Origin of the sequence: Agrobacterium sp., from assembly GCF_032092815.1 — a bacterium.
Lineage (GTDB): Bacteria > Pseudomonadota > Alphaproteobacteria > Rhizobiales > Rhizobiaceae > Agrobacterium.
In genome coordinates, this window is sequence record NZ_DAMDBP010000085.1 from 1 (window position 1) to 6,844 (window position 6,844).

Below are 6,844 nucleotides of genomic sequence, written 5' to 3' on the forward strand. Positions count from 1 at the left end.
CCGGCCTGTCACGCCGGAGGTCGCGGGTTCGAGCCCCGTCACTCGCGCCATTTCTTATCTTAATTCTCCCATTTGTTAAATCTGGAAATGTCTCCCCATCTCGGGGTTCCGTTGCGTCCTGCAACGTCTTTCCGGTCGCAATGAATCGCCTCTGCGGCTTTAAGTTTCCTTCATCTTTTTCTCATGTTTTCGCTTAGCAAAATATGCCTTTTGCAGTGCGAATTACTGCAAATTTCTCACCTTTGTGACTTTGTTTTTTCTTTGGCGGAAAGTTCATTTTTTTTAAGCATTTAGCGGTATCCAGCGTGATGGGTGTCAAGGTAGTGTATCGTTATTGTTGCGAAACGATGCGGCAACCGGGTTGAAATGATGCAGAAACTCTTGCAGAGAGAACCCGGCTGCGCTAACGACTTTGGCGTTGCAACATGATTTTTGTCCTTGCAGACAATTTGTCGCGGGGGATTGTCCGGCGCTCGGCTCGGACAGGGAAGAGTACGATGACTGAACTCCTCAGTTCCTATATTCCGATTGCAATTTTCATTGGTATTGCGCTGGTCATTGGCCTGGCGCTTTTGATTGCGCCTTTCGCAGTTGCTTACAAAAATCCGGACCCGGAAAAGCTGTCTGCATTTGAGTGCGGTTTCAATGCCTTTGATGATGCGCGCATGAAGTTCGACATTCGTTTTTATCTGGTGTCGATTCTCTTCATTATTTTCGACCTTGAAGTTGCTTTCCTGTTCCCATGGGCTGTGTCCTTTGGTGATATGGGCTGGTTCGGCTTCTGGTCCATGATGGTGTTCCTGGGTGTTCTCACCATTGGCTTCATCTATGAGTGGAAGAAGGGAGCTTTGGAATGGGCGTAGTTCAAGACAATACAACGCTGGTTGCTCCGAAGCCGAAAGGCATTATCGATCCGTCGACGGGCAAGCCTGTTGGCAGCAACGATGCGTATTTCACCGAGATCAATGACGAGCTGGCCGACAAGGGCTTTCTCGTCACCTCGACCGACGAACTGATCACCTGGGCTCGTACCGGCTCGTTGATGTGGATGCAGTTCGGTCTGGCCTGCTGCGCCGTTGAAGGCCTGATGCAGGCATCCGGCCCACGTTACGACCTTGAGCGTTTCGGCGTTGCACCACGTGCATCACCGCGCCAGTCCGACGTTCTGATCGTTGCCGGTACGCTGACCAACAAGATGGCGCCTGCCTTGCGCAAGGTCTATGACCAGATGCCTGAGCCGCGTTACGTCATCTCGATGGGTTCCTGCGCCAATGGCGGCGGTTATTACCATTATTCCTATGCTGTGGTGCGCGGTTGTGACCGTGTTGTCCCGGTAGATATTTACGTTCCGGGCTGTCCCCCCACGGCAGAGGCGCTGCTTTATGGCGTGCTTCTGTTGCAGAAGAAGATCCGCAGAACCGGAACGATCGAGCGTTAAGGGCAAAGGACAGTACGAATGAGTGAAGCTCTTACCGATCTGGCTGCCTATGTTAAGGAAGCGCGTGGTTCGCTGGTTGAGTCTGCCGATATTGCTTTCGGTGAACTCACGCTGAACACCACGCCAGCCAATGTTATCGCACTTTTGACCTTCCTGCGGGATGATGTTCAGTGCGGTTTCATCAACATCATCGACATTTGCGGCGTTGACTGGCCGCGTCGCGAAAAGCGTTTCGACGTCGTTTATCACCTTCTGTCTCCGCGTCAGAACCTGCGTGTGCGGGTGAAGCTGCAGGTGGCGGAAGATGAGGGCGTACCGTCCTCGACGTCCGTTTTCATGGGTGCGGAATGGTTCGAACGCGAAGCATGGGACATGTATGGCATTCCTTTCGAGGGCCATGCCGACCTTCGTCGTATTCTCACCGACTACGGCTTTGAAGGTCACCCGCTGCGCAAGGACTTTCCTGTCACCGGTTTTGTGGAAGTGCGTTACGATGACGTGTTGAAGCGCGTTCTCTACGAACCCGTCGAACTGAAGCAGGAATTCCGTAACTTCGATTTCCTTTCTCCTTGGGAAGGGACCGATTACGTCCTTCCAGGCGACGAGAAGGCGAAGCAATGACGACCGAGACAACGCGAGAGCAGGGGCAATGTCTTTGCGGCGCCGTTCGCTTCCAGGCACAGATTGGTGCCAGGGAAATCGGCGCTTGCCATTGTTCCATGTGCCGTCGGTGGTCCGGCGGTGTGTTTCTCGCGGTTGAATGTGAAGGTGTTTCGTTTGCTGATGAAAAGGCACTTGGTGTCTATTCGTCGTCTGAATGGGGTGAGCGGTGTTTCTGCACGTCGTGCGGAAGCACCCTTTTGTGGCGTTCCAAGGATGGTGCGCACACGGCCGTTTCAGTCCAGGCATTCGAGAACCCTTCCGATTTCCGGCTCGTTTCGCAGATTTTTATAGACGAAAAGCCTGATTGCTATTCATTCACCCAGGCCACGAAGAACATGACCGGTGCCGAATTCATCGCCATGGTCACGTCGGCGGAGCAAAAGCATGACTGAACATAATGTTCGCAACTTCACCATCAACTTCGGCCCGGAGCACCCTTCGGCGCACGGCGTGTTGCGTCTTGTTCTTGAACTGGACGGTGAAATCGTCGAGCGCGTCGATCCCCATATCGGTCTTTTGCACCGTGGCACGGAAAAGCTGATCGAAACCAAGACCTACCTTCAGGCTGTCCCTTATTTCGACCGTCTGGACTACGTGTCGCCGATGAACCAGGAGCACGCATTTGCTCTCGCGGTTGAAAAGCTGATCGGTCTCGAAATCCCGATGCGCGGCCAGTTGATCCGCGTCCTGTTCTCTGAAATCGGACGTATCCTGTCGCACATCATGAACGTGACCACACAGGCCATGGACGTTGGCGCGATGACGCCGCCGGTCTGGGGCTTTGAAGAGCGCGAAAAGCTGATGGTGTTTTATGAGCGTGCCTGCGGCGCGCGCATGCACGCAGCCTATGTTCGTCCAGGTGGCGTACACCAGGATATCCCGCCGGAACTGGTGGATGATATCGGCAAGTGGTGCGACCCGTTCATCACGGTTCTCGACAACATCGAAGGCCTTTTGACCGACAACCGTATCTACAAGCAGCGTAACGTCGATATCGGCGTTGTCACGCTTGAAGACGCATTCAACTGGGGCTTCTCGGGCGTCATGGTGCGTGGTTCGGGCGCTGCCTGGGACCTGCGTCGTTCGCAGCCTTACGAATGTTACTCCGATCTGGAGTTTGATATTCCGGTCGGCAAGAACGGTGACTGCTACGACCGTTACCTCATTCGTATGGCGGAGATGCGCCAGTCGGTTCGCATCATGAAGCAGTGCGTTGAACTGCTGCAGGGCAAACACCGCGTTGGTCCGGTGTCTTCGCTTGATGGTAAGGTTGTTCCGCCAAAGCGTGGCGAAATGAAGCGCTCGATGGAAGCGCTCATCCACCACTTCAAGCTTTACACCGAAGGTTACCACGTGCCGGCCGGCGAGGTTTACGCTGCCGTTGAAGCACCAAAGGGTGAGTTTGGCGTCTATGTCGTTTCTGACGGCAGCAACAAGCCATACCGCTGCAAGATCCGCGCTCCGGGTTTTGTGCACCTTCAGGCAATGGACTTCCTGTGCAAGGGTCACCAGCTCGCTGACGTGACCGCCGTTCTCGGTTCTCTCGACATCGTGTTCGGGGAGGTCGACCGCTAATGCGTCTGCCACTGGCTCCCATGGCTGTTCTGTTGTTTGGCACCTCTGCTGCATTTGCACAGGGACCTGCCGACATGAGCGCCGTTTCCAGTGGCGGTGCTTCCACCATTCGTGGGCTTCTGGCTGCGGGGTACGAGATCAAGTCATCCGTACCCAACGGCAAGAAGTTCATTGTATTCTTGCAAAAAGACAAATCGGCTTATGCCTGCGAATTCGCCACGGTGGCGGAATCGCGGTGTGAGCCGTTAAACTGATGAGGCGTGAGCTAGTATGTCCGTTCGTCGATTAGCCGAAGATCAGGTCCAGCCTGCAACCTTTGCCTTTAATGAGGCAAACACTGCATGGGCTGAAAAGACGATCCAGAAATACCCGGAAGGCCGCCAGCAATCTGCGGTTATTCCGCTGTTGATGCGTGCGCAGGAGCAGGATGGCTGGGTCACCCGCGCCTGTATCGAGCAGATCGCTGATATGCTTGACATGCCTTACATCCGCGTTCTGGAAGTGGCGACGTTCTACACCCAGTTCCAGCTGAAGCCGGTTGGTACACGCGCCCACATTCAGGTGTGTGGTACGACGCCGTGCATGCTGCGTGGTTCCGAAGCGCTGATGGATGTCTGCCGCCACAAGATCCACCACGATCCGCTGACACCGAATGCCGAAGGCACTCTGTCGTGGGAAGAAGTGGAATGTCAGGGCGCCTGCGTAAACGCGCCGATGGTTATCATCTTCAAGGATGCCTATGAGGATCTGACGCCTGAGCGTCTGGAAGAGATCATCGATGCGTTTGAAGCAGGCAAGGGCGACAGCATCAACCCAGGTCCGCAGATCGACCGTCATTTTTCCGTTCCGGAAGGTGGCCTGACCTCTCTCACCGAAGAGACCAAGCCTGTCCGGACAAATCTTGAAGCTCCGGTTGCCGCATCCGCCGAACCAAAGGCAGATGCGGCACAAGTTCCGCCGTCCAACGCGGCAAAACCCAAGACGGCAGCGCCTGAAACAGACCCAAAGCTGAAGACCCCGGCCACCGCGCCGAAGGCCGCTGAGGAAAACGTCAAGGCAGCCGAAAAGGAAGCCACCGGTAGCGAGGTGAAGGCTGAGAAGCCATCGCTCGACGACAAGAACCGTCCGGCAGCCGTTGCAAAGCCGGAAACCCCGGATGACCTGAAACTCATCTCGGGCGTTGGTCCAAAGATCGAAGCCATTCTGCATGAAATCGGCATCTTCACTTTCGCGCAAGTTGCGGGTTGGAAAAAGGCCGAACGTGAATGGGTCGATGGATATCTGAATTTCAAGGGTCGTATTGAGCGTGACGATTGGGTCCGCCAGGCTAAGGCGCTCGCCAAAGGTGGCGAAGCTGAATACATTAAAGTCTTCGGCAAGAAGCCGCGGTAAGAGGTGACGTATGTTAAAAGATCAAGATCGCATCTTTACCAATATCTACGGCCTTAAGGACAAGTCCCTGAAGGGCGCCATGTCGCGCGGCCACTGGGATGGTACCAAGATCCTCATCGAAAAGGGTCGTGACTGGATCATCAACGAAATGAAGGCGTCCGGTCTTCGTGGTCGTGGTGGTGCGGGCTTCCCGACGGGTCTGAAGTGGTCCTTCATGCCGAAGGAAAGCGATGGCCGCCCACATTATCTGGTGGTCAACGCCGACGAATCCGAACCAGGCACCTGCAAGGACCGTGAAATCCTGCGCCATGACCCGCACACCCTGATCGAGGGTTGCGTTCTGGCCGGTTTCGCCATGGGCGCACACACGGCCTATATCTACGTTCGCGGCGAATACATGCGTGAGCGTGAAGCACTGCAGGCTGCTATCGATGAGTGCTACGACGCCGGTTTGTTGGGTAAAAACAACAAGAACGGCTGGGACTTTGATGTCTACGTTCATCACGGCGCCGGCGCTTACATCTGCGGTGAAGAAACTGCACTTCTGGAAAGCCTTGAAGGCAAGAAGGGCCAGCCGCGCCTCAAGCCACCATTCCCGGCCAATATGGGTCTTTATGGCTGCCCGACAACCGTGAACAACGTTGAGTCGATCGCCGTTGCGCCAACCATCCTGCGCCGTGGCGCTGCATGGTTCTCGGCCATTGGCCGTCCGAACAACGTTGGCACTAAGCTGTTCATGGTGTCCGGCCACGTCAACCGTCCTTGCACGGTTGAAGAAGCCATGGGCATTCCGTTCCGTGAACTGATCGAGCGCCATTGCGGCGGTATCCGTGGCGGTTGGGACAACCTGCTGGCCGTGATCCCGGGCGGTTCTTCCTGCCCGGTCGTCAAGGCCGAAGACATCATCGACGCACCGATGGACTTTGACGGCATGCGTGATGTGAAGTCGTCCTTCGGAACGGCTGCGGTTATCGTGATGGACAAGTCCACGGATATTGTTAAAGCCATCTGGCGTCTGGCTGCTTTCTACAAGCACGAAAGCTGTGGCCAGTGCACGCCATGCCGCGAAGGCACGGGCTGGATGATGCGCGTCATGGAGCGCATGGTGAAGGGCAACGCGCAGAAACGCGAAATCGATATGCTGCTGGAAGTGACCAAGCAGATCGAGGGCCACACCATCTGCGCACTTGGCGATGCTGCTGCATGGCCAATCCAGGCTCTGATCCGCAACTTCCGCCCGGAAATCGAGCGGCGCATTGATGAATACACCTACAGAGCCATGGATCATGGTGCTGTGCTTGAGGCCGCCGAATAATCGGTTTCGAGAGTGAAGGGCAGGGTGCCGGTGATAAGTCCGGTACCTTTGATAGAATGAAGCAAGAAGCGCAGTTGTTTGCGCTATTGCGATGAGGATTTGTCGCGGAACGCAACGAGTGCGGGACGGACAGGCAACAGGACGTAAGTAGAACCATGGCAAAGCTCAAGGTTGACGGTAAAGAGATCGAAGTTCCGGATCATTTCACGCTGCTGCAGGCGTGTGAGGAAGCTGGGGCTGAAGTTCCGCGCTTTTGTTTTCACGAGCGTTTGTCGGTCGCAGGTAACTGCCGCATGTGTCTTATTGAGGTAAAGGGCGGACCGCCCAAACCTGCCGCATCCTGCGCCATGGGTGTTCGCGATGTACGTGGCGGCCCGAACGGCGAATTGCCTGAGATTTTCACCAACACGCCAATGGTCAAGAAGGCCCGCGAAGGCGTGATGGAGTTCCTGCTCATCAAC

9 protein-coding genes are annotated in these 6,844 nt (G+C 55.5%); all 9 read left to right on the plus strand.

All coding sequences use genetic code 11. The features are described 5' to 3' along the window. The first annotated feature begins 497 nt into the window (after window positions 1-497). Complete coding sequence (locus RT613_RS23475) at window positions 498-863, plus strand: NADH-quinone oxidoreductase subunit A (protein ID WP_313618778.1); 366 nt, start codon at window positions 498-500, stop codon at window positions 861-863. Beyond that, on the plus strand, window positions 854-1,438 hold the full coding sequence (locus tag RT613_RS23480; RefSeq protein ID WP_313618779.1) for an NADH-quinone oxidoreductase subunit B family protein: 585 nt from the start codon (window positions 854-856) through the stop codon (window positions 1,436-1,438). Before RT613_RS23475 ends, RT613_RS23480 begins: the two co-directional genes overlap by 10 nt. A gap of 18 nt (window positions 1,439-1,456) precedes the next feature. After that, entirely contained in the window at window positions 1,457-2,059 is a 603-nt protein-coding gene (locus tag RT613_RS23485; protein ID WP_192487556.1) for an NADH-quinone oxidoreductase subunit C, read from the plus strand. Next, window positions 2,056-2,493: a GFA family protein gene (locus tag RT613_RS23490; protein ID WP_313618780.1), complete on the plus strand. Its 438-nt coding sequence runs from the start codon at window positions 2,056-2,058 to the stop codon at window positions 2,491-2,493. Before RT613_RS23485 ends, RT613_RS23490 begins: the two co-directional genes overlap by 4 nt. After that, window positions 2,486-3,676 (plus strand): NADH-quinone oxidoreductase subunit D, encoded by a 1,191-nt coding sequence (locus RT613_RS23495; RefSeq protein ID WP_313618781.1) that lies wholly within the window; start codon window positions 2,486-2,488, stop codon window positions 3,674-3,676. Before RT613_RS23490 ends, RT613_RS23495 begins: the two co-directional genes overlap by 8 nt. After that, on the plus strand, window positions 3,676-3,930 hold the full coding sequence (locus tag RT613_RS23500) for a hypothetical protein (protein ID WP_313618782.1): 255 nt from the start codon (window positions 3,676-3,678) through the stop codon (window positions 3,928-3,930). Before RT613_RS23495 ends, RT613_RS23500 begins: the two co-directional genes overlap by 1 nt. A 16-nt stretch (window positions 3,931-3,946) precedes the next feature. Then, on the plus strand, window positions 3,947-5,068 hold the full coding sequence (locus RT613_RS23505; protein ID WP_313618783.1) for an NADH-quinone oxidoreductase subunit E: 1,122 nt from the start codon (window positions 3,947-3,949) through the stop codon (window positions 5,066-5,068). A 10-nt stretch (window positions 5,069-5,078) separates the two neighbouring features. Then, entirely contained in the window at window positions 5,079-6,383 is a 1,305-nt protein-coding gene (gene nuoF, locus RT613_RS23510; protein WP_313618784.1) for an NADH-quinone oxidoreductase subunit NuoF, read from the plus strand. 155 nt (window positions 6,384-6,538) lie between these two features. Beyond that, window positions 6,539-6,844: 2Fe-2S iron-sulfur cluster-binding protein (locus tag RT613_RS23515; protein WP_313618785.1), on the plus strand; the 306-nt coding region annotated here is incomplete at its 3' end.